The organism is Fimbriimonadaceae bacterium (genome assembly GCA_019638775.1).
In the GTDB taxonomy this organism is placed as follows: Bacteria; Armatimonadota; Fimbriimonadia; order Fimbriimonadales; family Fimbriimonadaceae; genus JAHBTD01.
Genome location: JAHBTD010000001.1, coordinates 964,197 through 981,798, shown reverse-complemented (window position 1 = coordinate 981,798; position 17,602 = coordinate 964,197). Strand labels below are relative to the sequence as shown.

Genomic DNA, 17,602 nt, shown 5'->3' with positions numbered 1-17,602 from the left:
CGCGGTCCTTATCAAAAGTCCTTTTCGAGCCAGACAAGATAAGGTCTTCGACCCATGCAGGCTCTGGCCGTCCCTTACAATAGAGTTAATGTCGAATCCGCAACGCCACGAGCCCTCTTCGCTTGACCGCTTCATTTGGTCAAAGGCGACCGCATTCTGGGGCTATTCCGGAGTCAACGGCACCTTTCTCGGGTTCCTCATCCCAGGCGTAATCGTTTCTCTCATTGGCCTTGGGCTCACGCTTGGCGGGATGCTCAGCACCGTCAAAGCGCTCATGATTCCTGGGCTTATCCAACTTACAGTAGGAAGCGTGTTTCTCGGCATCAGCCAGATGATCCGGCGAAGACACCGCAATGTGCCACAACCAGAGGTATCGCTAACTTCGGACGCGAGAGCCCTAATCCAAAGGCTTGCCACGCACATCGGGTGGAACGAGTGGAACTCGCAGCAGCGAAATAACAGCTTCCGAATCGATATCTTTGGCATGAGCTTTGGCGGCCCGCGCACCTCCTCCGACAAGCTCAAACCGTTCACATACGGTCTGCTGGAGCGGTCAGCAGCTTATTACAACCGCATCCAGGGCATGCTCAAAACAAAGGATTCACGTTCGGCAACCCTCCTCCAAAAGCATGAGCCAGCGGTGAAAGCCGCTGCCGACGAAGCCATGATCGTTTCGCTAAACCAAGCGGCGCTAATGGAGAAGTTTCCCGAGAACAGCGAAAACTGCCGCAAGGTGATTGAGGCGCGCATTCGGGACTTGGAAGAGCTTTCAAAGCGGCTGAGCAACCTCGTCCACAGCCAAATGACGGTGACAGAGGCGTTGGCGTCGGGCAGCGTGATGGGGTCCGTTTTGGAGCAGCTCAGGCTGGACGAAGCCGCTCGGCAGGAGCTTGGGCGCGCCGAAGAAGAGCTCGGAGAATCGATCCACCAGCGACTTGGCGAGTGAAGGGAGACTCCTGATCACCGATAGCCGATAGCCGATAGCCGATAGCTGACCGCTGACCGCTGACCGCTGATCAAAAAATCCGCCTGCCCCAAAAGGAGACAGGCGGATTTCTTGTTTAGCTGTTCGATTCCCTTAGAACCGATAGCCGAGCGAGAAGCCGATGCTGTTCGCATGAAGATCGCCACGGATCTTGTCGCTCCAGAAGAACGACGCCTCGGCGAAGATGTTCGGACCCAAGTTCTTGCCAACGCCTACGCGCGCGCCGAACACGGTGTCGGTTCGCGTGAAGTCAGCATTGACGATTCCCGCGCCGACCATCCAGTACATTCCATCTTGTCCGTAGAATCGCTGGTTGATCAGGATCGGCCAATAGCTGCCTTGGTCGCCGTTGAGCGCCTTGGCGATGTAGTCGATCGACAAGAAGGTATCCGAGTTCTTCAGATACTGAGAAGTGAACGTGTAGTCTGCGCCAAGGAGAATGAAATTATCGTTGATGTCTCGCAGATTGTCATTCACTGGGTAGACCAAACCAATGCGGAACGCAAAGTTGTATGGTGTGACGTCGCCCAGCTTTTGAGCGGATGCCGCTGCGCTGGTACCGATTGTTGCCGCTAATGCGGCTAAGAGCATGACTCGTTTCATGGTGACTTGCCTAACCTCCGTATTTCGGACCGAGCTATCCGCCCAAATCCTGTTGAGCACGGTTATTTTACTGAATCAAGACGTGCCAGTCAAACAACCTGGTTCGAATTCGGTCTTAGACATAATGAACTATGCCGACAGGAATCGCAAGTCGGGAGGAGTCATTGCTTCTTCTCGTGGACCTTCAACCCTCGTTTTTAGGGGGGATTGTGGAGTCGGAAAGTGTTCTCAAACGTTGCGAATTCCTCGCCCGAGTGGCCCACGAACTGCATGTTCCGATCTTGGCGACGGAGCAGTACCCAGAAAGGATGGGCGGCACCGACGACCGGTTTATCACTCTCCTTTCGGAGCCACCGTACGCAAAAATGGCGTTTTCATGCTTGGGCTGCGAAAGTGTGCTGGAGTACATCCGCAAGCATGAAAAGGAGCAGATTGTCCTGGTGGGGATCGAGACCCACATCTGCGTCACGCAAACGGCCTTGCCGCTGCTTGAGTTTGGCTATGAAGTTTTTGTTTGCGAAGATGCAGTTTCGTCGAGATCTGACGATAGGCACAACATTGGAATAAACAGAATACGTGACGCCGGAGCCCAAGTCGCCCACACCGAATCCATCGCTTACGAGTGGATGGGGTCGGCCGGACATCCAAACTTCCGTGAGGTTTTGAAGCTTGTGAAGGACTTTGCGTAGGGCGATGATCGCAACTGCCCGACTTGATCTATGCGTATAGCACTCCAGTGGCTGAAGAAAGACAACGTTATCTGATTCGCGGACCGCAAAGCGACCGGCTGTCGTCCTATATCGAAAGATACCGTCCATGTACGTCCGTGCCCGTGCACGACCATAAGACTCCGTATGTCTCGTTCGTCCTCGTAGGCGGCTATGACGAATGGTTTGGGCAGCAGAAGTATGAGTGTCGAGAAGGGACGCTAACCATTCACCCTGCGGGGGATCGTCATTCGAATACGATTTTTGGGATGCCGACGCGCGAGATGTATTTCAGCATTCACCCAAACCTTTATTCTTCGCTGTCTCAGGTGGGGCTCCTCCAAACACGCACCGATACGAGACGCGCGGACCTCAGCCAACTTATGCAAAAGGCGATTCGGGAAGTTGCCGAGCCGGATTCCCTTAGTGTTCTCATTCTGGAGAGTCTGGTTGTCGAGGCCGTCGTAACAGCGCAACGTCTCGCCCGCACCTGTTGCGACGCTCCTCGTTGGCCCGCGCGGGTTGAGGAATACCTTCGAAGCCATCTTCACACGGAGCCATGTCTTGGCGAGGTCGAGCGCGAGTTCGGACGGGATGGGAGCTACCTAGCCCGCATCTTTCGCCAGCACTATGGCGTCACGATGGGCGATTTCGTGCGTTCACTCCGTGTTGAGCAAGCCTTGCGGATGCTGTCTTCTACGGAACAGTCTATTGGCGAGATTTCTGCCGAGCTAGGGTTCAGCGACCAAAGCCATTTCGGCCGGGTGTTTCGAAGGCACACGGGCATGACCCCCCTCGCCTATCGCAAAACTACGTCCAACTCCAGATTCCGCACCCTCGATTTGAACTAGCAGAGTCGAAAACGACATTCACGTTCTATATTTGCGACTGTCCTTCATTCAATGATGGGAGCATGATTCAAATCACCGCGTTCGCCATTCTGGGGACCTTGCTAAACACAGCGCCTGCGCCTCAATCAAACCGCGTCGAATCGCTCATGGCCGCCTCAACAGTGGTGCGCTCTATCGACCCACAAGACGAAGACTACAGCGATCTCATGCCGTTAATCGACAAGATCGGCAACTCCGATATCGTCGTGCTTGGCGAAAACAGCCATAGCGACGGCGCAACGTCGCAGGCGAAGTGCCGGATGATTCGCTTCCTGCATCAGAAGATGGGCTTTGATGTGCTCGTTTGGGAAGCAGGCATGTACGACTGCGAGTATATGAATACCGCTCTTCGCGGCGACATCCCGCTTTATGACGCTAAAGGCATCCTCATGAGGGGCGGATGGGCGACGAGCCAGTACGTACACGATGCTTTCGCCTACGCTCGTTCGACTTGGAAGACCTCAAATCCGCTTGAGATGAGCGGGTTCGACGATGGGCAACGACCTCCAAATGGGGCGGTTTACCTTTCCCGATTCATCAAGGGATTGCTTGATCCCGTGCCCGAGTTGCTGCTTTCGGATCAGGAAAAAGCAAAGCTGGATGAAGTGCTCAAGAGGGTCATTCGCTTTTGGCAACAAAACACACCGACGATTGACGAGCCCGAACGCGTGATGCAGCGGAAGTTCTTACTGGACCTTTTTGACCGGATTGACTCCCATCGAGAGACTCTCGAAAAGGTCCACGGAAAGCGCGATGTCGATCTTGCCCGAGCGGTTCTGAGTTCCTTACTCGTCAGCGAGGAATCCGATTATTGCTGGAGCCAAGCCAGAAAAAACGTACCCGGCGAGTGGCTTACTCGCTGGAATATCCAGCGCGACAAGCAAATGGCGACCAACCTCTCATTTCTCGTGAACGAAAGGTATCGAGGTAGGAAAATGATCATTTGGTGCGCGACAGCCCACCTAGCCCGGGAAACGCGTCTGATCGAATCTTTGAAGTATCCAGGGACTTATCAAACCCCACTTGCCATCGTCCAGGCGGGAGAGTATTTCCATCAACAAGTTGGGCGAAGGCTTTATACCATTGCCTTTACAGCGGGCATTGGCAAAATTGGAAGTAACTTCCCCCATTCAAACCCTCCCAGCATCAATGAAGAGGCTTTGGCCGTGCCCCCAAGTGACAGCCTCGAGGAAATCTGTATGAGAACGAATGAGAAATTCCTCTTTACAGATATGCGCAGCCTACCGAGTTCGCATTGGCTTCGGACAACTGTCCAAGCCCGGCCTCTTGGCTATCTGGACGCCAAGGCGGAGTGGTGGCGGGTCTTCGACGCGTTCTTCTTCATCCGTGAGATGTTTCCGGAGTCTTACTGGCCGAAGGATAAAACCCCAGGTTAACGCCCGTCACTCAGTTTGCTACATGCGGATCGCTGATAGCAGATCACTGATGGCTTCTCTAAACGCCCTAACACCTTTCCCCGAATGATTCCAAAATCAAAACATGCACAGCGTCACCGAGGAGCGCGTCCGCGTTCGCTATGGCGAAACCGACCAGATGGGCCATGCATATTACGCGAACTATTTATACTGGTTCGAACAGGCCAGAGGCGAGTGGTGCCGCGACCGTGGATTCACCTACAAGTCCCTTGAGGACATGGGCTATATGCTGCCCGTGGTCGAGGCGCATGTGCGCTATAAGGGCGAAGTCAAATATGACGACTGGATAACGGTGCGGGTTTGGATCGGTGAGATCAAGCGCGCCGCGATCCAGTTTCAATACGAAGTCCTGAATGAATCGACCGGCAAGGTCGTGACCGAGGGCCACACTTGGCACGTGATGATGGGCTCGGAACGGAAAGCTGTCACCATTCCTTCCGCTATCCGGGAGATGCTTGACCGCGATCCGGCTGGTTATGAGCGGCTGAAGTAGGGGAAAAGTGCGGATAAACCCGCGCACTCCCAAAGTTAGACTGCCGCTGTCTGGCGCAAAGGAATCTTCGCCAGAGCTTGATCCAAATCTTCGATCAAGTCCGCTGGATCTTCAATGCCGATGCTGAGCCGCAGCATCGTCGGAGTGATCCCAATTTTCAGGCGCTCTGCCTCAGACATAACAGCGTGGGACATCAGCGGAGGATATGCCACCAACGACTCCACTCCGCCCAACGATTCGGCAAGGAGGAATACCTTCATTGACTCGGCAACGGTCTTGGCATCGGCGACCGTGCCCTTGATATCAATGCTCAGCATCCCGCCAAACCCGCGCATCTGCTTCTTGGCAATATCGTGGTCTGGGGCAGATTCCAGTCCGGGATAAAACACCTTCGCGATCTTAGGATGCTTCTCCAAATGCTGCGCGATCGCCAAAGCATTGGAACAGTGTTTCTGCATCCTCAACTCAAGCGTCTTGGCCCCGCGAACGGTCAGCCAACAGTCGAACGGACTCGGCTGATTGCCCACGATCTTCACATACTCGTGAACATTGTTCGCGATCACCGGGTCGTTGGTGATGAGACATCCCCCAACGATGTCGCTGTGCCCAGCGATGTACTTCGTCGTGGAGTGGATGACGATATCGACGCCCATATCCAGTCCGTTCTGAAGGTAGGGGGAGGCGAATGTATTGTCCAAAATCGTGACGATCCCAAGCTTCTTCGCTTCAGCAACAATCGCGGCGATATCCGCCACTCGAAGCGTCGGGTTCGTTGGCGTCTCAAAGATCAGCATCTTGGTATTCGGGCTTGCCACCCTAGCGATTGATCCCGGATCGTTTGCGTCGAATTCCGTCGTGGTGATTCCGTACTGCGCCATCTGCTTGTACATCAGTCGGTGCGTTCCGCCGTAGATGTCGCTCGCCATGAGGAAGTTGTCGCCCTGTTTCAGAGTCGAAATTGCGCTTGCAATCGCCGCCATACCGCTGGCAAAACAAGTGCAGTATTTGCCGTTCTCCAAACTGGCGATCAGCTCTTGAAGGATGGAGCGGTTGGGGTTCGCGCAGCGTGTGTAGTCGATGGGTGGGATATCGGACTCGTCGAGGCTGTTCCAGACGAACGTGGACGACTGGTAGATCGGGTTGACGGCGGCTTGGTAGGCCGCGTCGGGGTCTTGGCCGATTCGGATGGCTTTGGTGGCGAAACGCATTCCTAAAGGGTACTGCGTTTTTTATCCTCAGGTCGGCAGAAAGATGGAATGTTAGGCAGGTCGGGCATTGTGCGTTCGGGCATTTGGGCGGATGGACCTGTTGGGTATTGGGTGTTAGGCGTGATGATGGAATCTGAACGTGGTGTAAGTGAGACGCTCACCCAATAGTCATTCATCATTCATCTTTCATCATTCCTACTTCATCGTTCCGAAGCTACGTCCCCCGCTCCCGATACTGCACCGCTTCAGCAAGGAACGTTTTCTCCACACTCTGCGAACCCGCCAAATCCGCTATTGTTCGCGACACCTTAAGCACACGGTCAAACACCCTTGCCGAGAGGTTCATCCGGCTCAAAACCAGCTTCATGAACTCGGTGCATTCGTCGCTCAGCCCGATCATCTCCCGAATCTCTTTCGGGGTCATCTTGGCGTTTGTCCGACCAGGGCCGAGCCGCTTTGTCTGCAACTCTCTCGCCCGTGCCACCCGATCCCGAATCGCTGCACTGCCTTCGCCAGGCAGCATCCCCAGCAGTTCGTCAGGCTTGAGGCGTGGGACATCCACATGCAGGTCGATCCGGTCCATCAACGGCCCGCTGATCCTCCCCGCATAGCGTCCGCATGTCGCGGGTGAAGAGATGCATTTTTCTTCCGGGTATCCCTTAAACCCACAAGGGCAGGGGTTCATCGCTCCAACGAGAATACATTCAGCAGGGAAGGTCATTGTCGCCTGAACGCGGCTAACCGTCACCTCGGAATCCTCCAACGGCTGCCGCAAAGCCTCCAAAACCCCCCGATCAAACTCGGGCATCTCGTCCATAAAAAGAACGCCCTTGTGAGATAGCGTAACTTCTCCCGGCTTCGGCACCTTCCCGCCCCCAACAATCGACGCATAGCTGGCGGAATGGTGGGGCGACCGAAACGGACGCTCAAAAATCAGCCCCTGCTTCCCGCCCTTAGCCCCCGCCGAACTATAAATCCGAGTGACCTCGATACTCTCTTCAATGCTGAGTTGGGGGAGGATTGTTGGCAGCCTGCGTGCAAGCATTGTCTTGCCCGAGCCCGGCGGCCCAACCATCAAAATGTTGTGCCCGCCCGCCGCCACGATCTCCAAAGCCCGAATCGCCTGCTTCTGCCCCTTCACATCCGAGAAGTCGATCCCGTATTCGGGGTTCATGATCTCCGGCGTCATCTGAAAGCGGACCGGCTCAAATTGTGGCGCACCGTTCAGCAAAGAGACCACATCCAGAAGGTTCTCCACGCCGTAAACATCTAAGCCCGGCGCAATAGCTGCCTCATCGGCATTGATCCGAGGCAGGATAAGCCTCTTAAAGCCCTTCTCTGCCGCCATCAGGGCAACGCTCACGGCCCCGTCCACGCTCCGCAGCATCCCGTCAAGCCCCAATTCTCCGATGAAAATCGTCTCTTCAAGCTCAGTCGCAGGGACTTGGTTCATCCCCGCAAGGACGGCAATGGCGATAGGAAGGTCCAGCGATGGCCCCTCTTTGCGGAGGTCACCGGGAGCAAGGTTGCAGACGATAGTCATGTTCGTCCCGAGCAGTTCGCTGTTGCGAATCGCGCTCCGAACGCGGACTTTGCTCTCCTCCACCGCCTTATCCGGCAGGCCGACGAGGATGAATTCGGGGGATTGGGCAGGCGGGCGAAGGTCCACTTCCACCACGATCGGCAGGGCTTCGATGCCCACCAGGGTTGCCGCATTTGCCTGCGCGATCATGCTGAATAGAATTGCATAATCGACAGACTCATTTCTGCGTTTTTGTCGGCTCTTCGTAGCCCAAACGCTTCGGATCGGTTGTGTGATTGCCTCCGAAACTCGTGTTAGGATTCAGAACAAAGCCCGCGCAATTGCCCGACTGTGGATTCCTTATTCGCAAAATCCAGATCTCCTGGGTGTCATCATCAAAGAGCTTGTCGTAATTAAATCCCGAAACCGTTGGGTTTAGCTCAAAACTGATTTTGCGGTTCTGGCCGAACGAGAAGCGTGTGTAATCAGGGAGGTAGGCGCATACCCACTGATCTTCCGCGTACCATTCTTCATCTGGCGCAGGAAACCTTCTCAAGAGGTCTTCAGCTGACTTCACAGTGGGCAGTCGGTGATTCTCATCCATTGATGCCACGAAATCCTTCAAGCAGTATTCGATGTGTATCTTACGCTTGTAATAGGTCATGCTTTGCAACCCCAAATATGGGCGCTCGGGAATCAAGAAGATAATCAAGCCCACCGCCGCGACGACCATCTGTGCCTGAAGCATTCGCAAAAAGATTTTCTTGCTTGAAAACTCAAAGTAGCGCTTAGCCGCAACTTGCCACACTGCGCCCTCAATCAAAGCCGAGAGGACTCCAAACCCAAAGAGTAGGGCAACTGCGTTCATAAGCGGATTCGGATTAAGCTGAGTGCCAACAAAAGCGCTGTGAAGAAAGACCACACAGAAGCACATGGGTAAAGTCGCGCTCACAAAGTTCGCCAAAAGGGAGATCAGGCCCGCTTTGTACAATGGCACCCCTGTTCGAATGCCCATAAACCAAGCCTCAAAGATCACCGCAAAGGCCACATAAGCGAACCAATAGCGGTAGTCGAACATCTGATAGGCAAGGCCCATATCGCCGTTCGCAAACGCGCTTACGGGCAACCCGACAAATACCGCAAACAGAGCCAACTTCCGCGCAACTCTTTGCACATCCACATTGTATAGTCGAATAGAAGGAAGCGATCATTCGCTACATACAACAATTGATGCACACAAGCCGCCGCGCGTTTGTCATTCTTGCCGCTGTTTTGGGAGCCTCAAGCTATGCCGACGATGGCTATATCGCCTACGGCGGTACCGCTCAACTCATGAACGTTGAGCACAGCACCGTCCAGATGGTTCGGGAGACGGTGAAGATCTACTGCGGGCCGAAATATGTCGACGTTAAAGTCACTTTCACGTTCAAGAATCACGGAGAGGCTTGCCGAGTGCCGATGGGCTTCCCGGACTACGGAATGGAGAAGTACTACAACGTGGAGCATCCCGAGTCTGTTGCAGCAAGGAGCGCTTTCCAGTGGTTCAAGACATGGGTTGACGGCGAAGAAGTTGAGGCCTTCCTCATGCGGGACAAGAAAGACGTTGACCTCACTTGGCACGTGAAACACGTCGAATTCAAGAAGGGCCAAACGCGTACGGTGGTTGTTCGCTATCAATACACACCCAGCATCTTCGCGATCTCCCCTCATATGTTCAAACTGACTGAGCACCAAAGCGACTACGTTTATAGACTCGATTACACGCTCCACACCGGCGCGAGCTGGCGAGGCAAGATTGAGGGTTGTGATGTCATGGTGACCTTCGCAAGCTCACATCTGAAGCACGGGGTCAACCTCAAGCCCTGGCCGAAGCTCAAAGAAGGTGCAGAAATCAACTTCACCAGATACGGCAAAGGAGCCATGCTTTACAACACTCGTCAAAAGCCCGCATGGGATGGGAAGGTTCTCCGATGGACGCTGACCAACTTTGAGCCAGACACGAAGGACGACATAAGCCTGCACTATGGCCTACACATCACCGACTGGTCCAAGGAGTAGAACCTTCAAACAGGTACCCTGTTTCCCATAAATGAGCAAAGTTGAAGTGATCGCCCTCGGTGGCGTGGGCGAGATCGGCAAAAACTGCACCGTGATCCGGCAAGACGACGACATTATCGTGGTCGACTGCGGACTTGCATTCCCCAACGAAGAGATGCCCGGCATCGACATCGTCATCCCCGATTTCACGTATCTGATCGAAAACAAAGACAAGATTCGAGGAATCTTCCTCACCCATGCCCACGAAGACCACGTGGGTTCGCTGCCCTACCTGCTGCGCGAGATCAACGTTCCCGTCTACGGCTCTGACTTTACGATGGCGATGATCCATTCGAAGCTGGATGAGAAGGTCGGCCTGAAGGGGCTTATGCTCCGCAACTTTGCCCATGGCGACGTGATCGAGGCCGGTTCGATGAGCGTTGAGCCTATCCGCGTTACCCACTCCATCCCTGAAAATAGCTCCTTTGCGATCCGCACCAAGCACGGGATCATCCTCATGACGGGCGATTTCAAGTTCGACTTCAGCCCCGTCGACGGCAAACTTTCCAATATCACCCGCTTTGGACAGCTTGGCGAGGAGGGCGTTGTCCTCCTTCTGAGCGACAGCACAAACGTGGATCGTCCGGGTTGGGGCCCGTCGGAAAGCATCGTTTCCGAAGGGTTGAGAAAGGTGTTCGAAAAGGCAGAGGGACGAGTTCTTCTCACCACTTTTGCCAGCAATATCCACCGAATGCAGCAGGTCTTCGAGGTCGCCGCAGAAACTGGACGCAAAGTCGCGGCTGTAGGCCGCCGGATGGAGAATAACCTCGACACGTGTTCGAAGTTAGGCTATATCAACATCCCCAAAGGCACCCGCATCAAGCTCGACCAGATTCGCGACTATCCGGCAGATCAACTGGCGATCCTCACAACCGGCAGCCAGGGTGAGCCCCTTTCGGCGCTGGTCCAGATGTCGAAACAAGAGTACGGCAGGCTTCGGATTATGGAGGGTGACACGATCATCTACTCGGCGCGCCCGATCCCCGGAAACGAAGCCGCAATTTGGCGAACGGTGAACCGGCTGTTCCGGCTCGGGGCCAAAGTTGTCTACGACACTTATCCCGCCCCAGTTCACGTCAGCGGGCATGCCTATCAAGAAGAGCTGAAGATGATGATCAACCTGACGCGGCCCTTCTACTTGGCCCCTGTTCACGGTGAGCCCCGGCACCAACACCTCTATTTGCAGATTGCCAAAGACATGGGCCATCCTGAGCATCGGCTGTTCACGATGGTCGATGGCGTGCCTCTGGTCCTTAGCGACAACGACGCTTTCCTTGACGAACGTGTTGCGTGTGGGCGTGTGCTGGTCGATTGCAGCGGAACTCCGGGGGTCAGCGACGATATCCTCCGCGACCGGCATAACCTCTCCCGCGAAGGCTTAATTACAGTCACAATCGCCGTCGATCCTGAAGCTGGAGAAGTCGTGGGCGATCCGCTCGTGCAGGCGAGGGGCTTCCATGGTCCTGAGGGAGCTCTGGATAGCGCGTCCGATCTGGTTTGGGATGCTCTTTCGGCGTTGAACAAGTCCGATTTAAAGAACGTGGACAAGCTGCGACATGACATTGCCGACCTTTTGCGCAAATTTATTCAAAAACAGACCGGGATGCGCCCGCTTATCGTGCCGAATGTGATTGAGGTTTGAAGTAAAGCATGGCGGTGTACTCCCGCTATACCTCTCTGTTAAGCGGCGAGCCATCCACCCCTTACACGGCATCAAAATTATTCTCTAGATTCTTGCAGGACGCGAACAAGTAGATCGGACAACCCTAACTCAGCTGCTGTTCTTTGAAGATAACCCTTGTCAAGTCGGGAAGTCTGTACCGCACAAATGGCAAGAGCATCCTCCCACTGGACTTTTGATCCACCACCTGAAATCCGGTACCAATATAGCTTAGCTAGCAAAGTATCTTCAGGGCTGGCGAAGTACCCCTGAACAGGCGGATCTGTCAGCGGAATTGCAATCTTGATCCGGCGCTCAAACTGCATGTCCAGAAAACTCGATTCCGGAGGAAAAAAGACATCAAACTGGAAGCCGCTCCCTTCGTGAATTAGGTTAAAACAGTCACGCTCTTTGATCGCTCTTTCGAATGCCACTTCATCCACATAATAATCGCCAGAAAAGGCCTGAATGAGCTTCGAGAGTGTATTGGCACGGGCAGCAAAAACCATATCGATGTCGCGAGTCGTACGCCGTAGGCCGTACATGATAGCAGCAAACGAACCCCCCACAAAGTAGTCAATCCCAGCCCCATCAAGCCGTCGAACGACATCGGCAAGTAGCTCACCCGGTGTTGGGAATATCATCTTTAGCGAACCGGATGTCGTTGGTTGGTCACAAATGCTTTGAAATACATTTGCTTGAGTTCCTCTGGTGAGGCCTGCGGATTGCTACGTCGGATGCAATCCCAATTCGCCGCATGAAGATATCGCATCATCTCAAGCGACTCAGCGAGGGCTTGCTCGTAGGACTGTTCTTGGAGAGTCTCCAAAGCCTTCGGTGCAACTTGACGAGGGTGCATGTGTTTGTCCTGCTGTAATTATAGCCGACTCATGTCTATCAGCGGCCCAAGAGTGAGCCAGGTTCGCCGGTACACTTTCCTCTAACGGATGAACAAGTTCGACGTGATTGTGGTGGGGGCAGGACATGCGGGCATCGAGGCGGCTCTAGCCTCAGCGCGCATGGGCCGCAACACAGCATGCGTCACCCTCCGGATCGACCGCATCGGGCACCTACCGTGCAATTGCAGCATCGGTGGTCCAGCAAAGGGGCATATCGCCCGAGAAGTGGACGCTCTGGGCGGGCAGATGGGCATCGCCACTGACCACACCCTAACCCATATTCGTCGAGTCGGGACAGGCAAAGGGCCAGCCGTGCAGACCGTCCGCGCCCACGTTTGCAAGAACGACTATCCGCTTTTTATGCAGGAGGTCCTGAGCAATCAACCCAATCTGACACTGATTGAGGCCATCGCTGAGACTGTGCTCTCGGAGAATGGCAAGGTCACGGGGTTGAGAATCAAGCTTGTTGGGTCGGAAGAGTTCATTGATGTCGAATGCCGCTCTATAGTGCTCACTACAGGTACGTTTTTGAACGGTCTTTGCCATATGGGGGCCGAAAAGACGGTCGCGGCGCGGCATGGCGACCAGGCTGTTTTTGGGCTTTCGGCGTTCTTGAAGGACATCGGCGTGAACCTACGCCGGTTCAAAACGGGGACCACGCCACGAGTGAAGTTCAGCTCGCTGAATGTTGAAGGGTTGGAAGTGATGGAGAGCGAGCCCGAAGCGGGTGCTCTCAGCTTCCTTCACGGCAAACCAAAGCCGAAGCGCACGCTCTTTGGCTGCCACCAAACCCGAACAAATCAAGCAACCCACGATTTCTTGCAAAGCCGACTCCACGAAAGTGCGATGTTTTCGGGGCAGATTGAGGGCGTTGGCCCCCGGTACTGTCCGAGTATCGAAGATAAGATCGTCCGCTTTGCCGACAAGGACAGCCATCCGATTTTCTTGGAGATTGAGGACTGGGATGGGGAGTCGGTCTACGTGCAGGGTTTCTCAACCAGCCTCCCCGCCGAGACTCAGCTTGCCGCCCTGCGTACGATCCCAGGCATGGAGAAGGTCGAGATCATTCGTTATGGCTATGCGGTGGAGTACGACATGGCGGACCCGCTCCAGCTCTATCCGACGCTGATGTCCAAATTGGTCGATGGCCTGTACTTGGCGGGGCAACTCAACGGCACCAGCGGTTATGAAGAAGCGGCTGGGCAGGGCATCGTCGCGGGCATCAATGCCGCAAGGTTTGCGGTCGAAGAGGAGCCAGTCATTTTCGACCGGGGCAATAGCTTTATCGGGGTGATGATCGATGACTTGGTGACCAAGGGTGTGGAAGATCCCTACCGGATGCTCACGGCCCGGGCCGAGCATCGCCTCTTGCTCCGGCACGACAATGCCGACCAGCGGCTCACGCCCATCTCTAAGGAGATTGGCCTGTGTTCCGATGAGCGCTGGACCCGGTTTAACATCAAGCAAGAGTCCATCGAGAAGGGTCTTGAAGCCTTGCAAACCACTTACTTCACGACCAACCGCCACCAAGAACTCATTGAAGAGCGAGGGCATTCCCCTATCACAAACCGCGCCAGCCTGTTTGAACTGATGAAGCGCCCAGGTTTCACGCTTTTGGAAGCGGAAACGATGGCTGAATTGGCGGGCCTTGAAGTCGTTCCAGTCGGCCTTTCCGATCACCCCGATCTCAATCGGGAAGTCCGCGAACAGGTGGAGCTTGCGGCAAAGTACGACGGCTATCTCCAACAGCAACAGAGGGTGGCCGACCAGTCGCAACGCCTGGAATCTCTCAAAATCCCCGCCGCGTTTGATTACCAAAGCCTCAAGGGATTGAGCTTTGAGACTATCGATAAGCTGTCAAGAGTGAAGCCGCTCACCATCGGCCAGGCTTCGCGTGTGCCGGGTGTTCGCCCGAGCGATATCGCACTGCTGATCGGATTCCTGCGAGGTCGATCGGGCAAGAAGCAAGAACCAGTGAGCGCTTAGCTTCACTGTCGGCGCATCTCACAGTTCTTCTTTCTCGTAAATGTGCCAAGTCCCAGGGAACCTGACACGGCTTCCACGCATTTGACGTATAGTTCAATGAACGCGCGGGATATGCATGGGGTGTTGTACCGAACCGCTGGAGAGGATATTAGCCAGGCTCGATGAGATCGCGCCCGGAGTGCCGTTGTTGGCCCTTGGGCAGACCGTCCTTTGGGACGAACCGATGAAAGCGGGGGTGGCTCTCGCCGCTCAAAAGCTGGGTACAGGACGCAAACTCATCGCCGGTGTCCACGACACCGACTACTTCGCCAAGCTCCCTTCGGGTAGCGCCCGGGGACGAGGCAAATTCAAAGCATTCCCTCACAACGACACAAGTACCAAGGGCCTCTGGAGCGCCGCAGCCGAGTTCTCGGCCCTCTTTGGCTCCGAGACGATGGCGACCAAGCAGGACCTCGTCAATGCTGGCCTTCGCCTTAACCGCATTCAAAGTACACGCCCGCAAGCGCTCGACGTTGCCACGGAGGCGTGGGGGTGGCGTGGTGTCGTGTCGCTAGAAGACGACCCGCCCATCGCCGCAGAAGTGCCGTTGAGCGAAGTCTGGCCAGAACTGCAGTCGACGTTCCACTGGGCTATCGATACGACACTCGATTGCCTTTCAGAGAGCGATGGCAAAGTGGCGGAGCGTCAGGCCGACAAGCTCAAGACTCTGTACTGCGACCACGTCGAGAGCGTGCCGAACGGCAGCCTCAGCGATTTTTATGAGAGCATGCTCGGCGATTTGTACGATTTTGCCGCCGGAGAACATGTCGATATCGAATCCACGACAACGCGCAAACTCTTGCAGTTCAACCTCAAAACCTGCGATGCCCCACGGTTTGAACTGCTCGGCAAGTTTCTCGACCCAGAGACGCGCCAGCAGACCGTCGAAGCCTATAACGACGCACTTGCGGGCACCGAAATCTACACACTCGACCGCTTCGGAACCGGCGCAATTCCGTTCGACCTCGTCATCCCCGGCAAGGGCCGCGGCACCATCAGAGTAGGCAACAAAGGCATCGTGATCATGACGCCCAAACCGCAATTCATTAGCCTGCGGCAACCGGTCACGAGTGTCTGCGAACTTGCACAGGTGGTCGAGAAGAAGTTCGGTACCGATTGCACCCTCATTGGCAAGGCCATCACGCTCATCGGATTGCTGGCTCGAGAGTTCGTTTTTGTGTTTCACGAGGGCGCGAGCAGCTATGTGAAGTACACCCGCAAGTTTCACGTAGCCCTGAATGACCGCGGCATTGGCCTGGACTTGAATCCTATCCTCCGCGTCAAGTTCTCAATCTGGGATGCTTTGTCAAACGGCAAGATGTGGTTCCGTTTGCCTCCACCCTTGCAAAAGCCGTTTGGAACGGAGGAACTCTGCGCGCCAAGCTTTGCAGGACGCTGGAAAGAGGTGGGTGCAGAGCAGGACAAACTCCTGGAGACTCTTGGCACGCTACGGCGGCCTGTCGACTTGATCAACTACTTGGACCGACACATGTACGGGTCGTGGAACATCCTCGCCAAGGAGTATGCCGACCTCAACGAAAAGCTTGAGCAATTTGCCGAACGGATTCGGGAGCACAAAGCCGAGCGCGGCAAGCTTTACGAGGCGCAAAAGAAAGTGCGTGACGAGCGGCAGACTGCCGAACAGGCCAAGGGCGATCACTTCCGAGCGCACATCTTCGAGAAAGAACCCACCGCCAAGGCGCTAAAAGAACGTGCCGCCCACGAAAAGCACATTCGCGAGATCGGAGTGAGACAAGCCGAGCTTCGACGAAAGATAGCCGACTCCATCCGAGCCCAAAAAGAGATGAGCGCGCAGCCAGAAGTCATCGGATTGCACGAACGCCGAAGAGGCATTGAACTTGAAGCGGAAATCAAGCGCATGCGCATGGTCACAAACGCGATCATGGCTTCGCGCGGACTGCGCAATGCGGCCCAGAGACCAAGCGCTTGGTGGTTCCCGCTCGCCTCACCAGATGGCAAGTGGTTCAGAGATACGGTAAACACAGCTCAGTGCTATCTCGAACCGCTCAGCACTTACGCCTGCAAAGAAGCAACGCTTCAGACTCAGTGAGCCTGGGTCGATCTCAACATCTCAACTTCTCGCCACAGACTGCCCACCAAGTCGCCCGCTTTGGGCAGGTCATGAATGGCTTTGATGCTGGTGCCCGCATAAAGGCACATCGCCTCGATGTTGCCGGTCGCTCCCTGCTGAGGGGCAACCATGCTGTAGCGAGGGATTTCATAACCAGAAGCCGTAGTCCCCGTAATCTCCCCTTCATGGGGCCGCTCTCCGATAGCGGGTGAGCCGACCGATTCCCATTCTTCTAAAGTGGAGTTGCGGATGACGCGGGAGGCGGAATAGGGCCATCCATCTTCGAAGCAAACGGTCAAGGCGGTCTCTGACTTGTCCACGAGCAGTTGCTTGTATTGGTCGTGGGCTCGCGATTCCTGGGTCGCGACGAATCGAGTCCCAAGCATCGCTCCCGTTGCGCCCAGTTCCAGAACGTTGTGAATCGCCTTCGCATCGCCGATCCCTCCCGCTGCGATGACGGGCGTATCTCCTGCAATCTCAACGACTCTGGGAAGAAGCTCATGAAGGGAGGATGTGGACTGGACGTGCCCTCCGGCTTCGATGCCTTGGCAGATGATGAAATCGGCGCCAATCTTAAGCGCGCGTTGAGCTCCTGACACAGAAACGACCTGCACCCCAAAACCCGCACCGGCATCGCGAACAGCCTGAATGTGCGGTAAAGGGTCGCCCCAAGAAAAGCTGATGTAGGGACATCCCGCTTCCAAAACTGCCGTGAGGGCATCGGGAGGGAAGTGAAGGGCAAAATTGCTAAAAAAGGGACCCTGAGTTCGCTCGCGAACATACCGAACCCACTCGCCAGCGGTTTCCGGCTCCGTCCATGTAAGGCCCATCGCGCCCATGCCACCTGCTTGCGTGATGGCGGTGCAAAGTTCAGGGCCTGCGATTGAAGCCGTCGGTGCCGACCAGATCGGGATCTTAGGAAGTTTCATAGCGCTCGTCGGGGATTCTAGTCTATATCGCTAAGCCGACGAAGCACCCGTGCGAG

General features: G+C 55.3%; 16 protein-coding genes. 9 read left to right on the top strand and 7 right to left on the bottom strand.

The window, feature by feature from the left end; translation table 11 throughout:
- Positions 1-88 precede the first annotated feature (88 nt).
- Entirely contained in the window at positions 89-946 is an 858-nt protein-coding gene (locus tag KF784_04605; GenBank protein MBX3118324.1) for a hypothetical protein, read from the top strand.
- Between the two features lie 132 nt (positions 947-1,078).
- Here the strand turns inward: KF784_04605 and KF784_04600 are convergent, their stop codons facing one another.
- Entirely contained in the window at positions 1,079-1,588 is a 510-nt protein-coding gene (locus tag KF784_04600) for a hypothetical protein (GenBank protein ID MBX3118323.1), read from the bottom strand.
- A 131-nt stretch (positions 1,589-1,719) separates the two neighbouring features.
- Here KF784_04600 and KF784_04595 point away from each other — a divergent pair, with 131 nt between their 5' ends.
- From KF784_04595 to KF784_04580, 4 genes are all read left to right on the top strand, one after another.
- The gene (locus tag KF784_04595; protein MBX3118322.1) at positions 1,720-2,277 is read left to right on the top strand and encodes an isochorismatase family protein; all 558 of its coding nucleotides are present in this window, start codon (positions 1,720-1,722) and stop codon (positions 2,275-2,277) included.
- Positions 2,278-2,324: 47 nt separating this feature from the next.
- A complete protein-coding gene (locus KF784_04590) occupies positions 2,325-3,146 on the top strand; it encodes a helix-turn-helix domain-containing protein (protein MBX3118321.1) in 822 nt (273 codons plus the stop codon).
- Positions 3,147-3,208: 62 nt separating this feature from the next.
- Positions 3,209-4,582: an erythromycin esterase family protein gene (locus tag KF784_04585; protein ID MBX3118320.1), complete on the top strand. Its 1,374-nt coding sequence runs from the start codon at positions 3,209-3,211 to the stop codon at positions 4,580-4,582.
- 103 nt (positions 4,583-4,685) lie between these two features.
- Positions 4,686-5,114 (top strand): acyl-CoA thioesterase, encoded by a 429-nt coding sequence (locus tag KF784_04580; GenBank protein ID MBX3118319.1) that lies wholly within the window; start codon positions 4,686-4,688, stop codon positions 5,112-5,114.
- Positions 5,115-5,149: 35 nt separating this feature from the next.
- Here KF784_04580 and KF784_04575 read toward each other — a convergent pair whose 3' ends face one another.
- The 3 genes from KF784_04575 to KF784_04565 all read right to left on the bottom strand — a co-directional run bounded on the left by KF784_04575 (position 5,150) and on the right by KF784_04565 (position 9,018).
- Complete coding sequence (locus KF784_04575) at positions 5,150-6,322, bottom strand: PLP-dependent transferase (GenBank protein MBX3118318.1); 1,173 nt, start codon at positions 6,320-6,322, stop codon at positions 5,150-5,152.
- Between the two features lie 214 nt (positions 6,323-6,536).
- Positions 6,537-8,054 (bottom strand): YifB family Mg chelatase-like AAA ATPase, encoded by a 1,518-nt coding sequence (locus KF784_04570; protein MBX3118317.1) that lies wholly within the window; start codon positions 8,052-8,054, stop codon positions 6,537-6,539.
- Between the two features lie 28 nt (positions 8,055-8,082).
- Entirely contained in the window at positions 8,083-9,018 is a 936-nt protein-coding gene (locus KF784_04565; protein MBX3118316.1) for a hypothetical protein, read from the bottom strand.
- A 56-nt stretch (positions 9,019-9,074) separates the two neighbouring features.
- Between KF784_04565 and KF784_04560 the strand changes: the two genes are divergently transcribed.
- Together KF784_04560 and KF784_04555 are read left to right on the top strand one after the other, a co-directional pair.
- Positions 9,075-9,902, top strand: a complete 828-nt coding sequence (locus tag KF784_04560) for a hypothetical protein (GenBank protein MBX3118315.1) — start codon at positions 9,075-9,077, stop codon at positions 9,900-9,902.
- Positions 9,903-9,933: 31 nt separating this feature from the next.
- Positions 9,934-11,583 (top strand): ribonuclease J, encoded by a 1,650-nt coding sequence (locus tag KF784_04555; GenBank protein MBX3118314.1) that lies wholly within the window; start codon positions 9,934-9,936, stop codon positions 11,581-11,583.
- 77 nt (positions 11,584-11,660) lie between these two features.
- Here KF784_04555 and KF784_04550 read toward each other — a convergent pair whose 3' ends face one another.
- Together KF784_04550 and KF784_04545 are read right to left on the bottom strand one after the other, a co-directional pair.
- Positions 11,661-12,245 (bottom strand): hypothetical protein, encoded by a 585-nt coding sequence (locus KF784_04550; protein MBX3118313.1) that lies wholly within the window; start codon positions 12,243-12,245, stop codon positions 11,661-11,663.
- Positions 12,246-12,247: 2 nt separating this feature from the next.
- Positions 12,248-12,460 carry a hypothetical protein gene (locus KF784_04545; protein ID MBX3118312.1) on the bottom strand — a complete coding sequence of 71 codons (213 nt, stop codon included), beginning with the start codon at positions 12,458-12,460 and terminating at the stop codon, positions 12,248-12,250.
- A gap of 88 nt (positions 12,461-12,548) precedes the next feature.
- Here KF784_04545 and mnmG point away from each other — a divergent pair, with 88 nt between their 5' ends.
- Together mnmG and KF784_04535 are read left to right on the top strand one after the other, a co-directional pair.
- Entirely contained in the window at positions 12,549-14,486 is a 1,938-nt protein-coding gene (mnmG, locus tag KF784_04540) for a tRNA uridine-5-carboxymethylaminomethyl(34) synthesis enzyme MnmG (GenBank protein MBX3118311.1), read from the top strand.
- 115 nt (positions 14,487-14,601) lie between these two features.
- On the top strand, positions 14,602-16,596 hold the full coding sequence (locus KF784_04535) for a hypothetical protein (protein MBX3118310.1): 1,995 nt from the start codon (positions 14,602-14,604) through the stop codon (positions 16,594-16,596).
- On the opposite strand, the gene KF784_04530 is transcribed toward KF784_04535, so the two are convergent.
- The gene (locus tag KF784_04530; GenBank protein MBX3118309.1) at positions 16,590-17,546 is read right to left on the bottom strand and encodes a nitronate monooxygenase; all 957 of its coding nucleotides are present in this window, start codon (positions 17,544-17,546) and stop codon (positions 16,590-16,592) included. The genes KF784_04535 and KF784_04530 overlap by 7 nt on opposite strands.
- Positions 17,547-17,602 lie beyond the last annotated feature (56 nt).

What these genes read in the sequence shown, in the direction of transcription:
- KF784_04600 (MBX3118323.1), bottom strand. Translation starts at nt 1,588, where the DNA reads ATGAAACGAGTCATGCTCTTAGCCGCATTAGCGGCAACAATCGGTACC.
- KF784_04580 (MBX3118319.1), top strand. Translation starts at nt 4,686, where the DNA reads ATGCACAGCGTCACCGAGGAGCGCGTCCGCGTTCGCTATGGCGAAACC.
- KF784_04585 (MBX3118320.1), top strand. Translation starts at nt 3,209, where the DNA reads ATGATTCAAATCACCGCGTTCGCCATTCTGGGGACCTTGCTAAACACA.
- KF784_04570 (MBX3118317.1), bottom strand. Translation starts at nt 8,054, where the DNA reads ATGATCGCGCAGGCAAATGCGGCAACCCTGGTGGGCATCGAAGCCCTG.
- KF784_04550 (MBX3118313.1), bottom strand. Translation starts at nt 12,245, where the DNA reads ATGATATTCCCAACACCGGGTGAGCTACTTGCCGATGTCGTTCGACGG.
- KF784_04560 (MBX3118315.1), top strand. Translation starts at nt 9,075, where the DNA reads ATGCACACAAGCCGCCGCGCGTTTGTCATTCTTGCCGCTGTTTTGGGA.
- KF784_04535 (MBX3118310.1), top strand. Translation starts at nt 14,602, where the DNA reads ATGGGGTGTTGTACCGAACCGCTGGAGAGGATATTAGCCAGGCTCGAT.
- KF784_04595 (MBX3118322.1), top strand. Translation starts at nt 1,720, where the DNA reads ATGCCGACAGGAATCGCAAGTCGGGAGGAGTCATTGCTTCTTCTCGTG.
- mnmG (MBX3118311.1), top strand. Translation starts at nt 12,549, where the DNA reads ATGAACAAGTTCGACGTGATTGTGGTGGGGGCAGGACATGCGGGCATC.
- KF784_04575 (MBX3118318.1), bottom strand. Translation starts at nt 6,322, where the DNA reads ATGCGTTTCGCCACCAAAGCCATCCGAATCGGCCAAGACCCCGACGCG.
- KF784_04605 (MBX3118324.1), top strand. Translation starts at nt 89, where the DNA reads ATGTCGAATCCGCAACGCCACGAGCCCTCTTCGCTTGACCGCTTCATT.
- KF784_04555 (MBX3118314.1), top strand. Translation starts at nt 9,934, where the DNA reads ATGAGCAAAGTTGAAGTGATCGCCCTCGGTGGCGTGGGCGAGATCGGC.
- KF784_04530 (MBX3118309.1), bottom strand. Translation starts at nt 17,546, where the DNA reads ATGAAACTTCCTAAGATCCCGATCTGGTCGGCACCGACGGCTTCAATC.
- KF784_04545 (MBX3118312.1), bottom strand. Translation starts at nt 12,460, where the DNA reads ATGCACCCTCGTCAAGTTGCACCGAAGGCTTTGGAGACTCTCCAAGAA.